General features: G+C 58.6%; 17 protein-coding genes and 1 pseudogene. 7 read left to right on the top strand and 11 right to left on the bottom strand.

Annotated features, from left to right (window positions below; translation table 11 throughout):
- Positions 1-20 precede the first annotated feature (20 nt).
- A pseudogene (locus tag ACA051_RS03745) lies at positions 21-1,034 on the bottom strand (methyl-accepting chemotaxis protein); the annotation flags it as partial.
- Between the two features lie 263 nt (positions 1,035-1,297).
- On the opposite strand from ACA051_RS03745, the gene pmrG reads away from it, so the two are divergent.
- Both pmrG and ACA051_RS03755 read left to right on the top strand, forming a co-directional pair.
- Positions 1,298-1,969: a lipopolysaccharide core heptose(II)-phosphate phosphatase PmrG gene (pmrG, locus tag ACA051_RS03750; RefSeq protein WP_497373560.1), complete on the top strand. Its 672-nt coding sequence runs from the start codon at positions 1,298-1,300 to the stop codon at positions 1,967-1,969.
- Between the two features lie 25 nt (positions 1,970-1,994).
- Positions 1,995-2,858 carry a phosphatase PAP2 family protein gene (locus ACA051_RS03755; RefSeq protein WP_497373562.1) on the top strand — a complete coding sequence of 288 codons (864 nt, stop codon included), beginning with the start codon at positions 1,995-1,997 and terminating at the stop codon, positions 2,856-2,858.
- Here the strand turns inward: ACA051_RS03755 and ACA051_RS03760 are convergent.
- The 6 genes from ACA051_RS03760 to ACA051_RS03785 all read right to left on the bottom strand — a co-directional run bounded on the left by ACA051_RS03760 (position 2,809) and on the right by ACA051_RS03785 (position 9,549).
- Entirely contained in the window at positions 2,809-4,248 is a 1,440-nt protein-coding gene (locus ACA051_RS03760; RefSeq protein ID WP_497373564.1) for an ArnT family glycosyltransferase, read from the bottom strand. The two genes, ACA051_RS03755 and ACA051_RS03760, sit on opposite strands and share 50 nt — an antisense overlap.
- An 84-nt stretch (positions 4,249-4,332) precedes the next feature.
- Entirely contained in the window at positions 4,333-4,920 is a 588-nt protein-coding gene (gene rimJ, locus ACA051_RS03765; RefSeq protein ID WP_497297327.1) for a ribosomal protein S5-alanine N-acetyltransferase, read from the bottom strand.
- Between the two features lie 57 nt (positions 4,921-4,977).
- Positions 4,978-6,000: a sensor histidine kinase gene (locus ACA051_RS03770; RefSeq protein WP_497307773.1), complete on the bottom strand. Its 1,023-nt coding sequence runs from the start codon at positions 5,998-6,000 to the stop codon at positions 4,978-4,980.
- 9 nt (positions 6,001-6,009) lie between these two features.
- Positions 6,010-7,470, bottom strand: coding sequence for an ATPase domain-containing protein (locus ACA051_RS03775; RefSeq protein WP_497307774.1), 1,461 nt, complete (start codon positions 7,468-7,470; stop codon positions 6,010-6,012).
- On the bottom strand, positions 7,467-7,901 hold the full coding sequence (locus ACA051_RS03780) for a hypothetical protein (protein ID WP_497307776.1): 435 nt from the start codon (positions 7,899-7,901) through the stop codon (positions 7,467-7,469). The genes ACA051_RS03775 and ACA051_RS03780 overlap by 4 nt, the downstream gene beginning before the upstream one ends.
- Before the next feature lie 241 nt (positions 7,902-8,142).
- Entirely contained in the window at positions 8,143-9,549 is a 1,407-nt protein-coding gene (locus ACA051_RS03785) for a DUF2252 domain-containing protein (protein WP_497373566.1), read from the bottom strand.
- A gap of 89 nt (positions 9,550-9,638) precedes the next feature.
- Here ACA051_RS03785 and abiEi point away from each other — a divergent pair, with 89 nt between their 5' ends.
- Both abiEi and ACA051_RS03795 read left to right on the top strand, forming a co-directional pair.
- Positions 9,639-10,289: a type IV toxin-antitoxin system AbiEi family antitoxin gene (gene abiEi, locus ACA051_RS03790; RefSeq protein ID WP_497307780.1), complete on the top strand. Its 651-nt coding sequence runs from the start codon at positions 9,639-9,641 to the stop codon at positions 10,287-10,289.
- On the top strand, positions 10,276-11,178 hold the full coding sequence (locus tag ACA051_RS03795) for a nucleotidyl transferase AbiEii/AbiGii toxin family protein (protein WP_497307782.1): 903 nt from the start codon (positions 10,276-10,278) through the stop codon (positions 11,176-11,178). Before abiEi ends, ACA051_RS03795 begins: the two co-directional genes overlap by 14 nt.
- A 51-nt stretch (positions 11,179-11,229) precedes the next feature.
- Here the strand turns inward: ACA051_RS03795 and ACA051_RS03800 are convergent, their stop codons facing one another.
- The 4 genes from ACA051_RS03800 to ACA051_RS03815 all read right to left on the bottom strand — a co-directional run bounded on the left by ACA051_RS03800 (position 11,230) and on the right by ACA051_RS03815 (position 13,754).
- Positions 11,230-11,484 carry a hypothetical protein gene (locus tag ACA051_RS03800; protein WP_090175784.1) on the bottom strand — a complete coding sequence of 85 codons (255 nt, stop codon included), beginning with the start codon at positions 11,482-11,484 and terminating at the stop codon, positions 11,230-11,232.
- A gap of 35 nt (positions 11,485-11,519) precedes the next feature.
- Entirely contained in the window at positions 11,520-11,891 is a 372-nt protein-coding gene (locus ACA051_RS03805; protein WP_497373568.1) for a DUF6124 family protein, read from the bottom strand.
- Between the two features lie 391 nt (positions 11,892-12,282).
- The gene (locus tag ACA051_RS03810) at positions 12,283-12,450 is read right to left on the bottom strand and encodes a hypothetical protein (RefSeq protein ID WP_172792220.1); all 168 of its coding nucleotides are present in this window, start codon (positions 12,448-12,450) and stop codon (positions 12,283-12,285) included.
- A 380-nt stretch (positions 12,451-12,830) separates the two neighbouring features.
- Positions 12,831-13,754, bottom strand: coding sequence for a hypothetical protein (locus ACA051_RS03815; protein WP_497373570.1), 924 nt, complete (start codon positions 13,752-13,754; stop codon positions 12,831-12,833).
- A 472-nt stretch (positions 13,755-14,226) separates the two neighbouring features.
- On the opposite strand from ACA051_RS03815, the gene ACA051_RS03820 reads away from it, so the two are divergent.
- From ACA051_RS03820 to ACA051_RS03830, 3 genes are all read left to right on the top strand, one after another.
- Positions 14,227-15,159 carry an NAD-dependent epimerase/dehydratase family protein gene (locus ACA051_RS03820; protein WP_497307789.1) on the top strand — a complete coding sequence of 311 codons (933 nt, stop codon included), beginning with the start codon at positions 14,227-14,229 and terminating at the stop codon, positions 15,157-15,159.
- A 62-nt stretch (positions 15,160-15,221) separates the two neighbouring features.
- Complete coding sequence (locus ACA051_RS03825) at positions 15,222-18,035, top strand: bifunctional glycoside hydrolase/polysaccharide deacetylase family protein (protein WP_497373572.1); 2,814 nt, start codon at positions 15,222-15,224, stop codon at positions 18,033-18,035.
- Positions 18,013-21,606, top strand: a complete 3,594-nt coding sequence (locus ACA051_RS03830) for a tetratricopeptide repeat protein (protein WP_497373574.1) — start codon at positions 18,013-18,015, stop codon at positions 21,604-21,606. The genes ACA051_RS03825 and ACA051_RS03830 overlap by 23 nt, the downstream gene beginning before the upstream one ends.
- Positions 21,607-21,631 lie beyond the last annotated feature (25 nt).

Consider the following 21,631-nt stretch of genomic DNA (forward strand, 5'->3'; position numbering starts at 1 on the left):
ACGCCGAGTTCGTCGCGGCGAGTCACTTTGACGTCCTGGGACAGGTCGCCGCTGGCGATGCGTTCGACCACGGCCAACGTGTCGCGCAGTGGGCCGGTGATCTGACGGGTGATGATCACGGCAGCAATGATGCCCACTAGCAACGCCAGCAATGTGCTGATCAGCTGCAATGTGCGCGCCTGGGCGCTTTCGGTGTCGCGACGATCGAGCTGGATCTGATACAGCTGATCGCTCAGGGTCACGATCGCGGCGCCCTGGTCGGTCATTTCCTTGCGTGCCTGCACGGCATCGGTGTTGGCGGCTTTATAGGCGATCAACGCGCTGCGGTAATTGCCAAGTGCGGTTTCCAGCTGGCGCAGGGCGTCTTGCTGGGTCTCGGCAAATTGCACGTTCAGCGGTTTCAGGCTGGCAATTGCTGAATCCAGTTGGACGACGGCTTTCTGCTCGGTCTCGGCATTGGTGGTGGCGGTGTAACCACGCACTTCATAGCGGGCCAGGATGAACGCTTCCTTGGCGGCGGTGATGGCCTGGAACTGTTCGAAACGCTGGTCGCTCGGGGGCATTTGTTGCACGCGGGTGCTGATGGCGTCGATCAGCTTGCTAGCCGTTTCAGCGTTGGCGCCCATGGCGTCGCGGGCGCTGTTGCCGGTGCGGTAGGCGCTGCGCATTTTGTTCAGCGACGTCTTGTAGGCATCAATGTAAGCGCCTTGCTCTTTGAGCAGCTTGAGGTTTTCCGGGCTCTTGAATTTCGACAGCAGCGATTGCTGCTGAGCGGAAAAGGCGTCAAGGGTGGTCTGTACGTTCTGAGCGGCGGTTTCATCGCCGTTGGTCAGCATGTATTGCAGGCGAACCACACGAAGCTTGGTCAAGCCGGAGTTGAGCTGGGTGATGTCGCTCATCCAGTTACTACGGTCAATCAACCCGCCCAGGCTCGTCCAGCCGGTCAGGGCCAGTACGCAGGTCAGTGCCAGGACCAGGCCGAACCCCAGGCCCAGTTTCATGTTCACGCTGATGTTGCCGAACCAGCTATTCATCAAATTCCTCCAGGAACGTTACGCTTTCGATCGTCGGTTGGCTGGAAGATTGTTGTTTTTTTAGGTGCCAGCAAGGGTGTGTAGCAGGCCTGTATCGGCAGCAATCGCGAGAGCTGAAAGGATTTTGTCGGACAGATTCTGTAACAAGGTTTTTGTGGGCGGCTTAAGCTTTTTTTCACATGGGTTTCACCGGCTGCCGACGCGCGCCTCTCTACCCTCGCGGCACCTAATGACAGTGATGCATGCCGGCGAGGCGGCTTGATGTGGAATTGAGACTGAATCTGTTCGGGATAAAACGCTCAATTAAACTGGGCCGTTTGACCCGCTACCGAAACACGGCCGTGGTACTGGCTTCGGCGCTGCTGGTGATTCCATTGAGCCTATGGCTGTTGCAGCCAGCCGCCGTACCGGATCTGGCGCATGGCAATGCGGCGGGCGCACGAGCGTTGGCCGCCGGCTGGGCCAAAGGCGATGTGATTGTGCTGGTGCGCCATGTCGAGCGCTGTGATCACTCGAAAGCCGCGTGCTTGAGCGGCAACGATGGCATTACCGATCGCTCGCGCAGCGTCGCGGTCAGTGTCGGTGCGCGGTTCGAACAATTGGGGTTGGACAAGACCGATATCTACAACAGCCCGATGACTCGTACCTCACAGACAGCCAGCTACATGTTCAACAAGGTCGGTGTGGGCGAAGACTGGCTGATCAGCTGCAGGGGCACGATGCTGCGTGATGCCTTGGCGCATAAAGTGGGCGGTCGCAATCTGATTCTGGTGACCCACAGCGAATGCATGGCGCAACTCGAAAAAGACCTCAAGGTGTCGACCTCTACCCTCGGTTACGGCGCCTCGTTGTTCATCTCGGCCAACCCCTCTCAGGCACCGCGCATGCTCGGTTTCATTGAAGCCTCCGACTGGCGCTCGGTGAACACCCAATGATTTTTCCTCAGGATCAGGACGTACCATGCTGACTTCTTCCCGCCAGCGCTTCTATTGGGCGAACTTTGGTATCCCGTTGGCCTGTGCGGCCTTGGTTTTCCTGATGTTCGACATGACCCAAATCGACATCGCCTTCAGTAATCTTCTGTTTGATCCGGTCGCCCAGATCTTTCCGCTCGACAAGGTTCACTTCTTTGAAAAGCTCACCCACAAGTGGGCGCGCATCATTCCGAACTGGACCGCTGAGATTGCCTTGATCGGCGCGATGCTGTCGTTTGTCTGGCCGCTGATCAACATTTCAAAGCACCCGCGTCTCGGTGGTTTTCTGGAGCGGAGCAAAGCGGCGCCGGTGCTGCGATTTGCCTGCGAACATCGTCGGGATTTCCTGTTCGTCGTCTTCGCGTTTGCCATTTGCACCGGCGTGATCCATTTCCTCAAGTCGCACACCAGCGTGTACTGCCCGATTGAAACGACCCTCTACGGAGGGAAATTGCCTCACGTGGAGTGGTACAACAACTTCCAGTTGTTCAGGGAGGCCGGTGATGGCCGTTGCTGGCCGGGTGGCCATGCTTCCGGCGGTTTCACCATGCTCGCGCTGTACTTCGTGGCTCGCCGCTACCGCTGGCGCTACTCCAAGGCGCTGATGTATGGCGCGTTGCTGCTCGGTTTCGTCTACGGCACGACACGTGTCCTGCAAGGCTGGCACTACATGTCCCACACCTTCTGGGCCGGGATCTTCGTGTGGCTGGCCTGTTTGCTGACAGCGTTGGCATTCTATGGAAGAGCGCGGCTGGAGATGCCGGTGCTGCAAAAGGCTGAAGCGCCAATCGCTGAGCCGCTTACTGATTTACAAAGTAGTAAGCCTGACGCCCCACCTTCATGGTCTTGAGCACTTTCAACGGCGCGGCCGGTTCGGTTTCTCCCGACATGACCGCCACGTTGGCGGGTGAGGCCGCCAGAAACTCATGCAGTTGCGCCTCGGTGTCCAGGCCATTGAGCACTTGCCGGGTGTAGAACACGCTGGCACCGCCCACCCGTTCGTTCGCCTGGAACAGGGCGACGTGTTGCCCGTTGGCCTGCATCGTCTGGATCTGTAAGGTCAACGGCAGGAAGGACAGTTTGCGATCGGCATGGGGCAGCGCCCATTGAGCGGCGGCCAGGTAGCTGCCAATCACCAACGCGATCACGCCAATGGCCACGCCGCGTCGATGCCGTGCAATGCCACCCCATAGGTTCGAGGCACCTTCGCGTGCTTTTAGCCGATCGAACAGAACGCTCGCATACTCCGCCGCAATCACCGCCGCCGCGGGCGTCATCGACATGAGATACACCGTGCGCTTGCTCGACGCCAACGTCAGCATCACAAACTGCGCCACGATCCACAGGGTGAAAAACAGCAAATAACGATTGGCCACCAGGCTTTCTCGAAAATGCCACAACCCCAGGTACACCAGAATATTCCACGGCAGAAACGCTTGGGGCAGCTTGGCCAGGTAGTAGTAGAACGGTTCGTAATGCCCGGCCTCGACGAACGTTCCACTGAAGCGCCCGACGCTGTTGGTCAGCAATACTTCCCCCACGGCCGGCGCGCCACCACGCTGATACAACACGGCGAGCCAGATCATCAGCGGGATCAATCCAGCCAGCGTCAGTAAACCGGGGCGCAACCAGTCGGAGATTTTCAGGCGCCGGTCCATCAAGGTATCGGCCAGCAGATACGCGAAAATCACCACGCCCGGCATCGCCAGGCCCAGGACGCCTTTGCTCAATGTGGCGATAGCGATTCCCGAGGCAAACAGCAGCGCGTTGCCAGGCGTCGATTGCCGTTGCCCGTGAAAGAACGCCAGCAGCGCCAGGGTCACGCCGAGGGCGAGCAGCGCGTCTTCACCGACGCCGCGCACGTTGCTCCAATAACTGGCCATGGTTGCCAGAAAGATCCCCGCTGTCCAGGCAAGCGACTTGGGCCGGCCGAACCGCCGCAGCATCGCGTACAACAGCATCACGCTGAACAGCCCGGCAAACGCCGAGGCCAGTCGCACCGCCCACGGCGTGCCACCAAATACACGGATGGCGCCGGCATCCAGCCACAAGCTCAAAGGCGGTTTTTCCAGAAACGGTTCGCCAAACAAACGTGGCGTCACCCAGTCGTTGTCCAAGTGCATCTGCATGGCGATCCCGGCCACCCGGGCCTCGGTGGAGCCTTGCAGTTGATGATTGCCCAAGGCAAAGAAAAACAGCAGGGCAGCCAGTAGAAACAGTGAAGTGGCAGGACGCGACATAGGCTTCTGGCTACCGAACAGGTTGACCGGGAAGCCCGAGCATACGGGGCGAATGCTTAATGAAGTGTGAACGGCCGCGAAGTATTACGAGAGGCGCCTGGACCAGCGCTGTTCCGGGGCTTCAAAGCGATCATTGATCAACGCGGTCAACACGTGATCCTGCCAGCGCCCGGCAATACTCAGGTAAGCCTTGGCGTAGCCTTCACGTTCAAATCCCAGACGCTCCAGCAGTCGCGCGCTGCGTTCATTGCCGGGGATGTAATTGGCCATGATCCGGTGCAGTTTCTGCTCATCGAACATGTAGCCGATGCCTGCTTCCAGTGCTTCCTGCATCAATCCCTGGCCCTGACGGGATTCGTCGATGTGGTAACCGAGATAACACGCCTGAAACGCCCCGCGAGTGATGCCGCTGAAATTGCAGGCGCCGATCATCTGGCCGTTGTCCGGGTCCAGCAGCGCGAAATGCACCGCCAGGCCGGCCTCGAACGCACTGGCTTGCACCTCAAGGCGCGGACGAATGTTTTCAGGGCTGTGGTAATCGGAGGGACGAATCGGCGACCACCGGGCGAGATGCCTTTGGTTGCGTCGGTAGAAATCGCTTTCCAGTGCCGCCTGTTCAGGGGCGAGCACTGCCAGCGTCAAGCGTTTGCAGGGCAGGGACAACAACGGCATAGGGCGCTCCGGTTCGGGGGGGGCGTCGCGCAAGCATCATGGGGCCAGCGAAAAAACTCAAACCTCCAGCGGTAACGTCACGATGAAGGTACTGCCTTTGCCGTCGCCGTCGCTCATGCCGATCACCGTGCCACCATGGGCTTCGACCAGCTCGCGAACGACCGTCAGGCCAATGCCCAGACCTGCGCCGTTGAAACCGACGGCGTGAACGTCCTGCACAAAAGGCTCGAAGATAAACGGCAGCGCCTTGGCGGAAATACCGATGCCGGTATCGCAAATGCTCATCTCCAGCAGATCGTCTTCGGTGGTGACCGAAAGCGTGACCGTGCCGCCCGCCGGTGTGTACTTGGCCGCATTGCCCAGCAGGTTGCCGAGAATCTGCGTGAGTCTTACCGGATCGCCATTCACCGCCAGCGCACATGTGGGCAACTCAGCCGTGAAATGCAGGTGCTGAGCGATCATCACCGGGCTGCACACGGCGATGGCGTCCTGAATGATCTGCACCATGTCGACGATGCGGCAATCGAGGCGCAACTTGCCGGTGCTGGCGCGGGATACATCGAGCAAATCTTCCACCAGCCGCGACATGTGCTGCACCTGGCCTTCGATCAGCGCCTGCATACGCGGCAGTTCCTCACTGGGCACGCGTATCAGACGCCCGGCGATCATGCTGATGGGCGTCAGCGGATTGCGCAGTTCGTGGGCTACCAGGGTGAGAATGTTTCGTTGTTGTTCCAGAGTGTGTTCGGCTGATGCTTGCAGGTCTTGCGCGCTCAGGGCAGCGATCACCAATTGCGCGTTGGCTTCACGCATTTCCAGGAACAGTCGCTGTTCTTCCTGCGTGCGCTTTGGTTTTTCTGCATCCGACTGCGCCAACAGAATCGCCAGGACCAATTGCTGATTGGCCTCGATCAGTTGGTCAATCTGCTGGTGATCGGTGAGCTGGGTGTTGGCCTCGCTCAGTTCCTTGTTCAGCGCCGCCAGGACCGCGCGCGCTTCGACGGTTTTCTGGCCGAGCAGGAACAGTTCGCGCGCGGCAGTGGCCATCGCTCGCTCGTTCTTGCCATTGGCCTCATTCATGTTTTTTGCTCATCCATTGTCTTTGCCCGAACGCTGCCGAGTGGGACGGCCTCCGAGCAAACCTTCCTGATCTGGCAACATTTCACCGATCTGCAGGCCTTTATCGTCGATGCTGTAAAGCCTCAACTCATCGGAGTGGGTGCTGGCCCGCAACTTGACCACGGCCATGATGCGCAACAAGCGACTCTGCACTTCAATGTAGCGCTGAACGATGATCGCGTCGGTAAGAAAAGCAGTTCCGTAAGGGCTGAAACGCAAATCGGTGTAGCGGTCTTCCAGCTCCGAGGTCATCAATACACTGACCCCGGCGCTGGTCAGAGCCGTGACCATGCGCGACAGCGACTCACGAAAGTCTTCGCGGAAGGTCGGCGCCAGCGCCAGTTCGAACCCGGACAGCGAATCAATGACCACGCGGGTCGCTTTCAATCGGGCGATCTCGCTCAACAGCAACTGCACGACTTCGTCGATGGACAGGTCTGGTGCACGGCTGTCCACCAGACCGATCTGTCCATTCTTAATCAGGTCCGCAAGGGTCGTGTTCTGGGAGTGACTTGGCCGTTGTTCGAACACCGCGATCACGCCGGTTTCGCCATTGCGCGCGCCCTCGGCCAGGAATGTCGCCGCCAGAATGCTTTTGCCCGAACCTGACGGTCCGGCCACCAGCAAGGAATAGCCACGAGGCAGGCCTCCGCCGAGCATCTCATCGAGTTGCGGCACGCCCATTTTCAGGCGCTTGATCGGGAACTCCAGCGGTGCTTCAACCGCGTCGAACGTCGCTGGCGCAAACACCTTGATCCCTGAGGTGGCGATGCGGAAGGTGTGCAGTCCTGGCAATGTTGGCTGGCCGCGCATCTTCATGATTTCCATCTTGCGCACCATGGAATTGCGCTGAACGCTCTGGCGCAGCCAGATCAGGCCATCGGCCACGGTGAAAATCGGGTTGGTGTCGGTTTCGGTGAAATACTCGCCAATCAGGAAGGTCGTTGCCTGCCAGGTGGTCATCAACATGCCCAGATGCTGAACGAACTGCGGCAGATTGTTGTTGGGGTTGTCCTGAGTCTGGCTCGCCAGCACCACGGAGCGGAACGAGTCGACGAATACCAGCGCCGGGGAGTGAGTCTCGACCTCGCTGACGATACGTCGCAGCACTTCGTCCAGATTACCGGCCAAGGTGTCGTCGGCCAGGTTGATATAGCGAATCGACTGGTTGATCGCTTCGCTGTCGAAAAAATCAAACTGTTGCTGATAGCGCAACATCTTCAGCGGCGGCTCTCCCAACACGGTAAAGAACAGCGCCGGACGTTCAGGCGTCGCCAGGGCGAACATCATCTGATGCGCCAGGGTAGTTTTGCCGCAGCCGGGAGGGCCGGCGATCAGGTTGAACGAAAACTCCGGCAAACCTCCGCCCAGCACCTCGTCCAGTCCTGGCACGCCGGTGGCCAGACGGTTGATAGTCACTTTGGTGCTCATGGCGAATTTTCCTGCGAAGGGGTGTCGCTCAAAGAAGGTTCCCACACGTCACGAAGTAAACGTGCGGTGAGCGAGGGCCCGATCAGCGTGGTCAGCAGTTCGTAGAAAGTGGTCAGCAGCACTTCGCCGAAAAATAGCGCATCGGCTTCGCTTTGCTCAACGAGTACGGAGGTGAGGGCTGTCAGGTCCATGCCGGCCGGCACTCTGTCGCAGGTGTCGGCCAGACGCGGATGAGTGGAGGCGCACAGGTGCAGGCTGCGGCGATAAAGCGCGACAACCCCTTGATGGCCGATGATGGGCGTGAGGGCTACGTCCATGGCCTGCAAGGTTGAAATGATCGCGTGGGCGGTCTTTGCAATGTCAGCGTTGGGGCCAACGCGGTGCGTCAGAGAAGCTACGATCTGACGGCTCTCTTCGCTAAGCGTGGACATGGCTAACTGATATCTGATGAACAGACAACGATGGTACACCCAATAAGGTTGTCGGGAGTGATTTGCGACAGTTCTAGGCGTGGTATTGGATTACGGACCGCAGGTAATCAATAAAAAGGCAAAAAAAAGCCCGCGGGAGGGCGGGCAAACCGTAGTTTCTTGAATGAGCGAGGGCAATGTACCGGTTGGAGAGGGTTGAAGGGGTGAAGAAAAATTCATGTGGGTGGACCGCGTTATCCGCTTAGGGCAAATGATCTGCCGCAAAGTCTGCCTCGGAGCGAGCTTGTAACCGGCCTTTGCGGCAGGCCTGCTGGAATCGCTCAAAGTCTTGCTCATTCTGCGTTGCATAACTTTTCGCATGTTTGAACAACGCGTCGGCCAGCGCATCGCTCTGGCCGATGTAGCCACTGATCTGCGCGGCCTGCCCCGAGGATTTGGCATGGGCGCGGGCGAGGGCGCGTCCACAGACGCGACCATACGCGGCGAAGGTGTCCGCATCGAAAGTCTCGAGCTCGGCCGAGATTTTCATGTCGCGCAACTGCCGCACGTAGAAGTGTCGACCGCTGGGGCCGGTGGTCCAGCCGAGAAACAGGTCACTGGCCGACTGCATCAACCGCTGACCCTCGACCACCCGCTGACCGTTATGCCGCACTTTTGATTTCGTCTTTACGTAATCGGCCAGCACCGAACGCCGTGCTTCCTTGAATTGCAGGAACAGCGGGAACTCCTGATCGTCAGTCAGCAAGGCCACCAGACAACGGGTGCCAACACTGCCCACTCCCACCACTTTGAATGCCATGTCCTGGGCGTGAAAGCGTGAAAACAACGCTCGTCGGTCAGCCTGCAGCGTGCCGGGATATTCGCGCATGAAGGCGTCGAAGATCGGCCGCCAATCCGAGAGGCACAGCCAGTCATCGTCGGCATCCAGCAACGTGGTGTTTTTGTGCAGATGGAAAATTTCCGGCAGGTCATCGCGAATGATCAGTTGACCGTGTGCGTCACGCTCGCTGATTTTCGGCAGCAGCTCGGCGTGGGAGCGGCCCTCGGCTTTTTCGATGGCGCGTTCGATATGCTCGAGCGTTTTTTTGTTCGCCTGCTTGCGCAAGTCGTCGTAACGGATGGACTCGTACCAGGTTTCCAGCGAGCTTTGTTCGGCGCACTCAAGCATGGTTTCCTGATAGGCGGCGACCACTTCGCGGCAAACCGCTTCTTCGACCGTTTCGCCATGACGCAGATCGCGGGCGGCCACCACGATACTCGCCACCAGCCGTTTAACGTCCCATTCCCAAGGGCCGGGATGGACCTCGTCGAAGTCGTGGACGCCGAACAACAGATTGCGTTCGGGCGTGGCAAACCCGCCGAAATTCATCAGGTGGCAATCGCCGCAGATGGGCGAAGTCAGGCCCATGTTTGGCGTGGAGGCTAGATCGTGGGCCTGCAAAAGCGCGGTGCCGCGATAGAAGGTGAAGGGGGAGACGAGCATGCGGCCGTAGCGGAGTTCTACAAGGGATTTGATTCGGCCTTCGCTGGAGGCCTTGATCAGCGGGAGTGGGTCGCGGTTTGTTTTTCCCGTGGACGCTTGAGCATTGCGGGGGCAATTCTTGCGGGCATTCTTGCCTTGCTTCAAGCGTTCTTTTAGGGCTGTCATGGGAGCTCTTTTGGTGAGAGTGGGTCTTGTGGGGATTGAGTGTAGAAGGGCTGCGAGCATTCATCCCATGCTTTCAGTGTGCTTGACTCATGGATGCAGAAATGATTTGCCAATCCATCGGACTCAACAGTAAGTTACAGAAAGTGAAACCTTCTGTAGAGTCCTTGGGTATGCATCCACACTCAAAATCCACCCAGCCAATGGGACGGCTTCTTCAAAAACTGACCAGTTTGGCCAGCGAAGAACGCTATCTATTCACTCCAGACGATCTCAGATCATTGGTGCCCGATATTTCCGAAGGTGCCTACAAAACCTTATTGAGCCGCGCAGCTTCGGAAGGTCATCTGGCTCGGGTGTGCAGAGGGCTTTACCTGTTTGAAGCGGCCAAACCGTCCAGCGGATTGGTGCTGTTTCATGCCGCTGCCAGGCTACGAGCCAAGGAGTTCAACTACATCAGCCTTGAAACGGCATTGAGCGATAGCGGCGTTATTTCTCAGATCCCCATCAACTGGATCACGCTGATGTCTTCCGGTCGCAGCAGCACCATTTCATGCGGGCGCTGGGGCACCATCGAGTTCGTGCACACTCGCCAGAAACCTCAGGACCTGGTTGGCCTGGTTCACTATGACGCGCGTTGCCGCCTATGGCGGGCATCACCGCAACAAGCATTGCGGGACATGAAGGCCGCGAAACGAAACATGGATTTGATCGATTGGAGCGTCCCCAATGAGTTTGTTTGATGAACTGGTAGATGAAGCACTTAAAAACAAACAGGATCTGGCGCCATTGCGGGTCGTGGTGGAAAAGGAATTGCTGCACCACGACATCATGCTTGCACTGAGCTCTGCCGGCATGCTCGCCAAACTCACCTTCATCGGTGGAACCTGCTTGCGTGCCTGCTACGGCTCAAACCGCTTGAGCGAGGATCTGGATTTCACTGGTGGCGCTGACTTCAATCGGGAGAGTCTGACTGAGCTTGCTCACGTTCTTGTCTCAACGCTGAAAACCAAATATGGCCTTGAAGTTGAAGTCGGTGAGCCTGTTCGTGAGGAAGGGAATGTCGACACCTGGAAGCTGAAGGTTCAGACCCGACCCGGGCGCAAAGACCTTCCGGCGCAGCGCATCAACATCGATGTGTGCTCCATTCCAAGTTATCAGCCACAACCCATGTTGCTGTTGAATCCGTATGGCGTCGACATGGGCACGAGTGGCCTGATTTTGCAGGCAGAAACACGCGAAGAAATTTATGCCGACAAGATTGTGGCTTTTGCTCTGCGTCCTAATCGAATCAAGAACAGGGATCTCTGGGACATGGTCTGGCTGCGTCAGCAAGGCGTAACGCCGCAACTGGATTTGATTGGAAAGAAACTCAGCGATCATCACTGCGAGCAGGATGAGTTCTTGAGGTTGTTCAAGGAACGTTCAGAGCAGCTCGATTCTGATCCGAAAGTGGTGTTCGAGTTTCGCAAGGAGATGAATCGGTTTCTGCCAGCAGACTTGGTCGCGCAAACCGTTAATGAACCGGCGTTCTGGACGTTTTTGGTTGGACATATACGCGAGTTATATGTGACGACGGAGAAAGCGTTGACCGGAATGGATGGCGTCCAGGACTTTGGCTTCAAGATGTAAAGCCAGTAGTCATAAAAAATGGGCAACCTCAGTTAGGTCGCCCATTTTTTTCTATGCCGAAACTTGAGCCTGCAATCTTCGCCCAACGACATCCATCAAATCGCAGCCATCGCGCAGTGATGTCACCAACACTCGCGCCAATTCACTGTGAACCCCCTCGCTCACGGCAAAGCTCTCCAGCAATTGAGTCGCCGTGCGAATGCGGTAAGCCGCGGTCTCATGCAGTACGTCCAGCGGTGCTTCGGTGTCGATCAGCAGCGACGCGATGGTGCAGTCGATGCCGGTGACGGGCATGTATCGATCCATGACAAAACCTCCATTCGGTAAAAGAGCGCGACCACTCAGTGGTGGCTGGCGGACGAAACTTCGGACAAGCCATCGGGCGGGTCGAGGTTGTCCAGCGCTCGGTCTACCAACAGTTCGCCCAGCACCGCCAATTGCTGAATCGCCAGTGCCACGTTGCGCCGCGAGCCTTCGAGTTCGCAGGCCAGTTCGGTGGTCATGACATTGAGCGAGGCCAGGGTTTCGCAGGCGTGAGCGAGCAAGGTTGGTGTGTCGACGTCGGGGAGGATGGTGAAAACGTGGCTGATGGGGTCGAGGTGATTTGGGTTGCGGAGGCGGGCGCTGATGGTTCGTTCGGTGGCTTTGGAGAGATCCGATAAGTCGGGCGACTCTTTTGCCGAGTCCGGCGGGTTGGGGCTGTGTTTTTTCATGGTGCATCTCCGGTTTGTAAAAGGAGCTGCCATGCCCCTGCTGTCAAACAGGGAAGGGTGGCAGCCGTACGCGGGTTGACAGACCGGCAAACCAGAAAGCCGGTGCATCCGAAGATGCCCCACGCACAGCCGCCATGAAAAAACTGCACATGCGCAAGCATGCCGTTTTATCAGGACGAGTGAAAGTTTCTGGTTGTCAGCCTGTCAAAGCCGATCACTGATTTGCAGCGATACCCGAAGGCTATCGATGCAGAACCGCTTCCGCCAGTTCATGAAAGCCGATACGAGTTGCGGGACGTTTCCTAGGACGGACTACACGCCTCTCAGGCCCGCGTTCATACAAATAAAAAAAGCCCGGCGCTTGGCCGGGCTTCTTTATCAGAACCTTGAGTTAACCTCGTTTGGCTTCAGCTTCCATCATCACGAGGTTTTGCTGCTTGGTAGCCTCCGTCAGCACTTCACTGTAGACACGCTTTTTCTGCTCCGACTTGGCGTTACGAATAAAGTCGGCAAAGGGACTCTTGGTGCCCTTAGTAAAACCTAGCTTGATCGATATCATGAATGTGCTCCTGATCCTAACCCGAGCTGAGCCATTAAATCGGCTCGCGTGTGTCGCTCAGGGATACGGTAGTCAATTTTATCGACCCCAGCTTTGTAGAGACGTCTCGAATTGTCGATTTCCGGCGCCTAGCTATGGCTTTCTTATTCGATCGCGCAAAATAGATAGCTTCGTCTCGCATGAGCTGTTCAGCAGGAGTCATTTGTTCATTCCTGTGCTAAGCAAAATGTCCGGGGGAATAGAAAACGACGACGAATCTGTTTGGACGAAAGAATAACGATTTGCTTACAAAGCTCCAGTTCATGACAATCGCCAAAACTTGAAGGAAATCTCCTAGGACCGTATACCGACCTTGTGCAGGCTCTACAGTTACCGAATGCTCAATACTCCGTAACCTCACCCCCCCGCAAAACCCACCCCGCCTCCCAAGGCACCAACCTGTACTGAATCTGCCGCATCTTCCCCGTTCTCCCGGCCCCGGCATCCGCACTTTCATAAACCGGAAACCGCCGCACCAACGCGTTCTCTACCACCGCAAACTCATCCTCGCCCTGATAGCCCTCGGCTGCTTTCGCGTCCTCACTCACCGGCGGAAGATAAATTTCGCTAAGCGATTTTTTGCGATTCGCCGAATACGCCACGAGCTCACCTGGCAACCCGCGTCCCGGTGATCGGGCAAAGACGTAAATCTCTGGCGAACCATCCCGATTAAGGTCCGCCACCTCTGCCCGGACGATATTTCCCGTCAATGGCCGTGTGATGTCTGAATTATCGATCTCCAGCCCTTGAGGCGAAATGCGCAGCACGCGATTGTCAATGATTCCCTCGGTCGCTACATGAAACCGAATCCCCTGCAATTCCAGGGTTTGGTCGAACGGCCGAGTGCTATCGGTGGCATCAGCGGGGCTGAGGCTTAATGAAAGGTTGTAGTTCGCCACTTCATTGTGCCGTGCAGCGTTGCGCATGAGGTAGACCTGAACCGTGTACTCACCATCGGCGGGCAACGGCCCCAAGAAGTGATTGCCCATGATCGAGCCGTTGTACAGCGCATAGTCCGCGCCTTTGGCGGTGATGTTGAAGTAAGCCGATGCATTGGAGGGTTTGAGGTCGACGGTCAGTATTTGACCCGCCTTCGCCCTCATACGGTATTGCGCGGTGAGCGGGCCCTGGATGGACTGGTTGAACTCGACGGCTTCGGCGCCTTTGTCGAAAGCGACTCGTTCGACCCGCGGCGTAACTTTGGTGACCGCCTGTGCAGATAGGGAAACCATGGCCGCAAGGGCGGCGGCAAGCCAGATGTTCATGTTTGTTTTCCTGCAAGAGCGCAAGCGCTCAATAGCCCGACCCACGATTGATTACAGCTCATCTGATCGATTCGTGTGCTTGAAATGATGCTGACTCCGTAATCGACGTCGGCTGCAATCCCGCATCGAACAGCGCAAACCCGGCCGCCAGGCAGCCTGTTTCGGTCGCAAATCTGCATAACTCTAAGGCGTGGTGAAGCTCGACGCCGAGAAGGGCTTGAGGCATGGCGTGAGTTCCGGTCTAAACGTAGTTTGACGGCCTGCGGTGGCAATTGTATGACAGCTTGTAGCCAATAAATGTCGCCAAATAAATGACGTTTTTAGTGGAAAACACCGCTCGGCGATAAGTTAGACAAAGTATTGACAGTGCCAATCCGATCTCCCATTATCAGCCGCGTTTTGATGGCCTTGCGCCATAGAACCGGCGGACTTTAATCACTCGTATCCGCTCTAATGTTCAGGGAGATATTTCATGTTTGTTGAGCGAATACTGGTGACTGGCGGTGCAGGGTTTATTGGCTCGCACCTTGTAGAAGCGTTGCTTGGCAAAGGCTACAAGGTTCGCGTGCTGGATAATTTGTCGACCGGCAAGGTCAGCAATCTGCCGATGGATAATGCCAATCTGAACCTGGTCATTGGTGATGTCGCGGACGGCGCCGTCGTGGCGCAGGCCATGCGAGATTGCGGTGCTGTCGTTCACCTGGCCGCGGTGGCCTCGGTGCAAGCGTCGGTGGATGATCCGGTCAGCACTCATCAAAGCAACTTCGTCGGCACCCTAAACGTGTGCGAAAGCATGGTGAAGGCCGGGATCAAGCGCGTGGTATTTGCTTCCAGCGCGGCCATCTACGGCAACAACGGCGAAGGCACGGCGATTCACGAAGACACGCCAAAATCCCCGCTCACGCCGTATGCCAGCGACAAACTGGCCAGCGAGCAATACCTTGATTTCTATCGCCGCGAGCATGGCCTGGAACCGATGATCTTTCGGTTCTTCAACATCTTCGGCCCGCGCCAGGATCCGTCATCGCCGTACTCCGGCGTGATCAGCATCTTTACCAAGCTGGCCATGGCCGAGCAGTCGGTGGCGATTTTCGGTGACGGTTCGCAGACCCGCGACTTCGTCTATGTCCAGGACCTGGTGAGCATTCTCGTGCAGTCCCTGGAAGTCAGTGAACCGGCCCCCGGCGCGGTAAACGTTGGCCTGAGTCGTTCCACCAGCCTCAACGATCTGATTGCCGAATTGGGCACCGTCACCGGCAGCCCGTTGAAGGTGATTCATCACGCGCCACGTCAAGGCGACATTCGCCATTCGCGCGCCAACAACAGTCGCCTGCTGGAGCGTTTCAAGCTTCCGGAACCGACCGCCATCGGCAAGGGGCTGTCGCAGCTTATTCGCAGCCTGTAACCCGGCCGGTTTCACTGTCCGACATCCAAGCAGTATCGGTTCAGTCCATTCAAGAGTGAGTTATGGAAATCGTTTTTCGCAGGACGCGTGTCCGCGCGGCCGCTAATCGGCTGCTCGCCGCTTTAGCGTTGTTCGTGAGCGGGCCCACCGTCCAGGCCGCTGCATTGCCGCAACCCGCTAGCGTAGTTTTCTGGTACGCCGATCAACCGCCCATTTCAGAATTGGCTCAGTTCGACTGGTCGGTGGTCGAGCCGGGGCATATGACCGCGGGCGACGTCAAAACCCTGCGCAAACTGGGCAGCCAACCGTTCGCCTACCTGTCGGTGGGCGAGTTCAATGGCGGCAAGGCCGAACTCGACAAAGCCTCCCTCACCGGTGCGGTCAGCCCAGTGCGTAATGGCGCGTGGGACAGCCAAGTCATGGACCTCACGGCGCCCGCCTGGCGTGAACACCTGTTCGGCCGAGCCAAGGCATTGCAGGCCGAAGGCTACGCCGGGTTGTTTCTCGATACCCTCGACAGCTTCCAGTTGCTGCCGGAGTCGGCGCGAGAAAAACAGCGTCTGGCACTCGCCGGTTTCCTGCGGGAATTGCACCAGCGTCAGCCTAACCTGAAGCTGTTTTTCAACCGTGGCTTTGAAGTGTTGCCCGACCTCGATGGCGTGGCCGCCGCGGTGGCGATCGAATCCATTCACGCCGGCTGGGACGCTTCCGCCAAGCGTTATCGCCCTGTACCGGAAGCCGACCGCGAGTGGCTGGAAACGCAGATCCAGCCGTTGCGCGCCAAAGGCATTCCGCTGGTCGCCATCGACTACTTGCCGCCAGAACGCCGCGATGAAGCGCGCAAACTGGCCGCGCGTCTGCGCGAAGAGGGCTTCATTCCCTACATCGGTACGCCTGAGCTGGACTCGATGGGCATCAGCAGCATCGAAATCCAGCCGCGCCGAATCGCGCTGCTTTACGATCCGCGCGAAGGCGATCTGGTGCGCAACGCCGGGCACACTTTGCTCGGCGGTTTGCTCGAATACCTAGGCTACCGGGTCGATTACCTGCCCGTCGACAGTTCGCTGCCGGAGCACCGTTTCAGCGGTTTGTACGCCGGGATCGTTACCTGGATGACCAGCGGCCCGCCGCAGGACGCGTCGGCTTTCAATAGCTGGATCGGCAAACGTCTGGACGAACAGGTTCCGGTGGTGTTCTTTTCCGGCCTGCCGATTCAAGACCCGCTGCTGCTCAAGCGCCTGGGCTTGAACCGCTCGGCGCCGATCGGCACTCAGGCCTTGACCATCAGTTATCAGGACAAGGCGCTGATCGGCGCCTTCGAAGCGCCGGTACAGCCCCGATCCCGTGACCTGACCGCGATTTCCCTGCTGCCCAAAGGTCCGAAAGCCGCGTTACTGCTGACCGCTGCCGACGGCCAGACATTTGCCCCGGTGGCGGTAGCCGATTGGGGCGGCGTCGCCCTTGCGCCCTACCTTCTTGAAACGAACAACGAGCGCAGCCGCTGGATTCTCGATCCGTTCGCTTTCCTCCAGGCCAGCTTGCGTCTGCCGGTTCAGCCACGCCCCGACACGACCACCGAAAACGGCCGCCGCATCGCCACCGTGCACATCGACGGCGATGGTTTTCCGTCGCGCGCCGAAGTGCGCGGCACGCCGTATGCCGGCAAGCAGGTGCTCGACGATTTCATTCGACCCAACCCGTTCCTGACCTCGGTGTCGATCGTTGAAGGCGAGATTTCACCGCGCGGCATGTTCCCGTTCCTGGCTCGCGAATTGGAGCCCATTGCCCGTGAGTTGTTTGCCAACCCGAAAGTCGAAGTCGCCACCCACACCTTCAGCCATCCGTTTTTCATGCAGCCGGAAGTGGCGCAGAAACGTGAGAATTTCAACCCGGAATACGGCTTGAAAATGGCCATCCCGGGCTACGACAAAATCGATTTCCGTCGCGAGATTTTTGGCTCGCGCGATTACATCAACCAGCAGCTCACCACCCCGGAAAAACCGGTGAAGCTGGTCTTCTGGCCGGGCGATGCCTTGCCCTCGGCAGCGACCCTGAAGCTGGCCTACGACGCGGGTCTGAAAAACGTCAACGGCGCCGAGACCCTGCTGACCAAGGCCAATCCGTCGCTGACCGGCCTCAATCCATTACTGCGCCCCACCGAAGGCGGCTTGCAGTACTACGCGCCGATCATCAACGAGAACCTCTACACCAACCTGTGGAAGGGGCCGTATTACGGTTTCCGCGATGTGATCGATACCTTCGAACTCACCGACAGCCCACGGCGCTTGCGCGGTCTGCACCTGTATTACCACTTCTATTCGAGCACCAAGCAAGCCTCGATCAAGGCGATGAACGAGATTTACGGCTACATGAAGGACCAGCAGCCGATGTCGCTGTGGATGAGCGACTACCTCGATCGTGTGCACGGTTTGTATCAGGCCAGTCTGGCGCGCACCGCCGAGGGCGACTGGCAGGTTCGCGGCATGGACGCACTGCGTACCCTTCGACTCGACCCGCAAATGGGCTGGCCGGATCTGCTGCGTTCGCAAGGCGTCGCCGGTGTTCGTGACTTGCCGCAAGGCCGGTATGTGGCGTTGAGCAGCGACCAGGCGTTGCTGGTGTTGCGTCCCGATCGGGATGAACGGCCGGCGCTGGAGGAGGCCAACCTGCCGTTGCTGGACTGGAAATATGTGGATGAAAAACGCGTGAGCTTTTCGTTTACCGGGCAAGTCGACCTGACCTTCTCCGTGCGCTCGGCGAGCAGCTGCCGGGTGGAAGTGGATGGGCAAACTTTTGCAGGCAAGGCATCCGCCGGCCTGTGGACTTTTCAATTACCAATGAAGCAGGTGAGTCATGGTCAGCTCTACTGCATCTAACTCCTCTGCAACTAAAAGCCGCCGCCTGCTCAATCCCTGGGCATTGGCGGTGGTAGCGGTCGCAGTGGGCGGCCTGTTGTGGCTGACGTTCCAGCGCGAAGAAGTGTTCCAGCCCGATGGCCGCGAGCCGGATGCGGTCTCGGCCAATTACGCCGAACTGCTACTGGCCGCGCACCCGGATGACGATCACCTGCGCTTGCAACTGGTCGATCTGTTGATTCGTCTCGGCGACTACCCGAAAGCGCGTCAGCACCTCGAGAACTGGCCGAAACCGGTCGTCGAGTTGCAGGCCTATTACCGGCTGGAACTCGATGCATTGGAAGCGGCGAAAGCCAATGATCCGATCGCGCAGAAAGCCTTGATCGAGCGCCTGCAAAGCTTCGATCACCGCCTGTTGCCGCTGCCGCAATTGCACAACCTGGCCAAGCTGGCGCTCACGCTACAGGCGCCGGCGTTTGCGGCCAGCGTCTACGAAGAAATCGCCGATCGTGATCCAGGCCAGCGCATCGCTTCGCTCAAGTCCGCCGCGCAGTGGTACCTGGCCGGTGAGCAACCTGGCCGCGCCGCCGACATTTATCTGCTGCTCAAGCAAGACAGCCAGCAAGCGTCCGAGCGTCGTGAATACGCGCAACTGGCGTTCAACAGTCTGTTGGCCGCCGGCCGTGGTGAACAGGCCGCGCGCGTACTGGCCGATGAACTGGATCAGCTCAAGGATCCGCAAACCGATTCGGCATGGCTGGAGCAGGGCGTCGACGTTGCCGTTGGCAGCAAGCGCTTTGATCTGGCGCAGCGCTTTCTGGATCAGTGGCGGGTGTTGCAGCCGGACAACCCGCAGATTCTGCGCAAGGAATTCAGCATGCGCCTGGCCCTCGGCGACCTGGCCGGTGCGTGGGACAGTGGTCAGCAGCTGGTGGCTGAGCACCCGGATGACTTGGCGTTGCTTGAGCAAATGGCGCATCTGGGCGAATGGCGTGGCGACAGTCAGGCTGCCTTGGGCTACTGGATTCGCCTGCTTAAACTGCACGAAGACCCGCAAACCCGTGAACACGCCTGGCGTCTGGCGAGCCAGCAGTACGACTTTGACCAAGCGATTCCCTTGCTCGCCGAGATCATGGAGCAACGTGCACTGACCGACGTTGAACTCGATGCGCTGATCTACGCTCACGAATCCCGCGGCACGCCGACGCAAGCCGAAGCCTGGTTGCGCGCCTACTTGCGCAAGTACCCGGCGCATCGTCTGGCCTGGTCACGCCTGCTGCAAAACCTGGAAAACACCGGGCAGTTCGCGCAGAAAGCCGAGGTTTACCAGCGTTACTCGAAACGCTTCGCGCTGACCATGACCGAGCGCATCGACTGGGCCAATACCGACCTGAAGCTGTTTGATAATCAGGCGGCGTGGGACGTGTTGCAGGTCGATAACCGCAAGATCACCGATGCGGGCTACTGGCGCTTGCGCGCGGCACTGGCTTGGGATCTGGAACTCGACGGCGAGTTGCAGGTTTCCCTGGAAAAACTCCTCGCCCTCAAAGGCTCGCTCAACAGCGGCGACGAAAGTCAGCTGATTACGATGTATCGCACCAGCGATCCGAAGCGGGCGCTGACCATGATGGTCGGCAGTTGGCACCGCACCCGGGATCCGCAGCGTCTGGTTGAATCATTGCAGCAAGCCCAGGAATTGCAGGACTGGCCGCAAGTGGTCGCGCTGCTCAAAGACGCCGAGCAACACCCGGATGCCAACGAGCAAGCACAAGTGCTGGCGATTCGCGGTGCGTTGGCGGTGCAGCAGGGAAATATCGACGAGGCGCAGCGCTTGTACCTGTTGGGCCTGTCGCGTTTCCCGGATGACAACCTGTTCCGCGAGCGCCTGATGTGGCTGTACGTCGATCAAGGCAACACCGCCGCGCTCAAGCCCTTGCTGACCGAATGGAAACCCCAGGCGCGTCAGGACCGAATCCTCTGGCTGCCGTTCGCCAGTGCCAGCCAGATGCTCGGGCGTGATGCCGAAGCGTTGGCCTGGTATCGCATGTACCTCAAGACCAGTCCACAGGATTGGCTGGTGCGCGCAGCCTACGCCGATGCCCTCGAAAGCGCCGGTTATCAGGACGCGGCGCAACGCTTGCGCTTGAAGCTGCTGCGCAGTCCCGAAGGCGAAAACATTCAGCCATCGTCCCAGCGTTATGCGATCTGGTTGCGCTTGATGGCCAGCAGTTGTTCGCCGGCCAAGGCGCAGCAGGAAGTGGCGAAGTGGAAGGACGGCTCGCCGGCGATGCTGCAATTGTGGTTCGAGCGGTTGCTGGCGCGTCTCGACGCGACGAACCAGGAATCGCAGAAAGACCAGTGGCTGGAGTGGGCGCGCAGCCAAGGCTTGAAGGTCCAGCGTTACGAAGAAATCCAGCAGGCGTTGCGCAGCCGTAACAAGGCGCAAGTCGAAACGCTGTTGGCCAGTAGCGACCTCAATCCGGCGCAACGCGCCCAGGCCTTGAGTCGTCTCGGCCGCTTCGACGAAGCCCTCGATCTCAGTCAGTCCGCCCTGGATGACGATCAACCGGCCGCCGTGCGCGAGCAGTTGCGCCGTCAGGCTGTTGAGCTGCAGGAATTGACGCCGCAAGGCGCGCAGCTGTCCTGGCATCAACAGGATTTCGGTGGCCTGGAATTCAACGCCCCGCGTCTGCAAGTGGCGCACAACCTTGGCGATCAGTGGTACGCCAATCTTGAGCTGGAGAACGGCACTTACAACAGCGATCAGCTGATCGAATCGCGCATGGGTGACGAGCGTAACGCCGCCCTGACCCTGCAACGATTCGTGGAGGACGGCAGCTACAAACTGTTCGCCGACACCAGTCAGCGCGATGACGACGACCGAAATGGCCTGGGTGTGTCCCGGACCTGGCAATTGGGCGCCAGTGACCAGATCGAGACCGGCCTGGACTGGAATCGCAAAAGCGAAGACAGCGGCTTGATGCGCGCTTTCGGCCAGCACGACAGCCTGTGGGTCGGCGGTCGTCACGGGCTCTCGGCGCGGGATCAGATCAGCTGGGAAGTGGCACAGAAATCGTTCTCGACTCGTGCGGGCGATTCTCTGGGCAACGGCCAGGCGCTGAAGATGGAATACAACCACACGCTGGAATTTGCCGGACCTAACTGGACCGTGCGCAGTGGTGTCGATTATCAGCACAACAACGTCAAGGACCGCACCCTGGACTATCTGTCCAGCGCCAACGACGGCCCGGTGAAAAGTGTTGATGACTCGGACGACCCCGCGGTCGTGACGGCCAACGATCTGCTGCAAAGCCGTTACGGCCAACTGTATGTCGGCAGTTCATGGCGTCGCGGTTTGCCGGGCGCGCTGGTGCGCACTCGCCCGCAATACACCTGGCTGGTGGACGTGACGGCGGGCTGGCAATGGCTGGATCAAACCTTCAACTACGGCATCAACACCGGGATCGGCGTCGAAGTGCTGGGCGGTGACGAATTGGCCCTCACCGTCGGCTACCAATCCGCGCCACAAGGCGGGGACGGTCAGGCAGGCGGAACACTGGGTGTGAGCTACGGCGTGCGATTCGGACGCTGATCATGAAATGTTTACGGGAGAAAAA

Source organism: Pseudomonas sp. LBUM1669 (assembly GCF_059695705.1).